The organism is Vibrio sp. 378, assembly GCF_033339435.1.
The window spans coordinates 1-501 of record NZ_JAWOUO010001300.1; the positions used below are offsets into that span (position 1 = coordinate 1).

Genomic DNA, 501 nt, shown 5'->3' on the forward strand with positions numbered 1-501 from the left:
ATAAGCCTTTTTCGGTTGCTCAGAGCTTTCTCGTCCAGGAATTACTCACCCTTTGACCGAACGCGCCTCCTTGTGGGCGCTTTTTTACGTCTGCGGCTCGATAGGGGGGCTATTTGATTTGTTGAATTTCTATTCCCGCTTGCTCAAAACGGGCGAATACAGGCCTGTGATGCTGCTGATACCAGCTCGCTGGCATGTTAGGTTTAAGTTGTAGCTTCTCCTGTTTGCTGATCACCACATAGTGCAAAAACGCGTTAAGCGTAGCCGTCATTACATCAAACGTCATCTCTCCATCTTTACTGATGGCTTTGAGCAAACCAACCACGGTTTCTTCAGGAACTAAAGGCTCAATAACCGCCTGTTTACGAGTTTTAAGGCTGATAGAGGCTGGCAACGCATCACGGGCTGTTTCCCAACAAACCTTGTTGTTTTTATTTACTAAATTGTTTTTATAGCAGTAGTAACTGAATAAAAAACGGGACACGTTTTGCCAGCGTTGCG

The 501-nt window shown here is 45.7% G+C and carries 1 protein-coding gene; it reads right to left on the bottom strand.

Going from position 1 to position 501, the window contains the following annotated elements:
- Positions 1 to 109: 109 nt before the first annotated feature.
- The coding region (locus R7Q48_RS31675) for a hypothetical protein (protein ID WP_318134439.1) at positions 110 to 501 on the bottom strand (392 nt) is incomplete at its 5' end.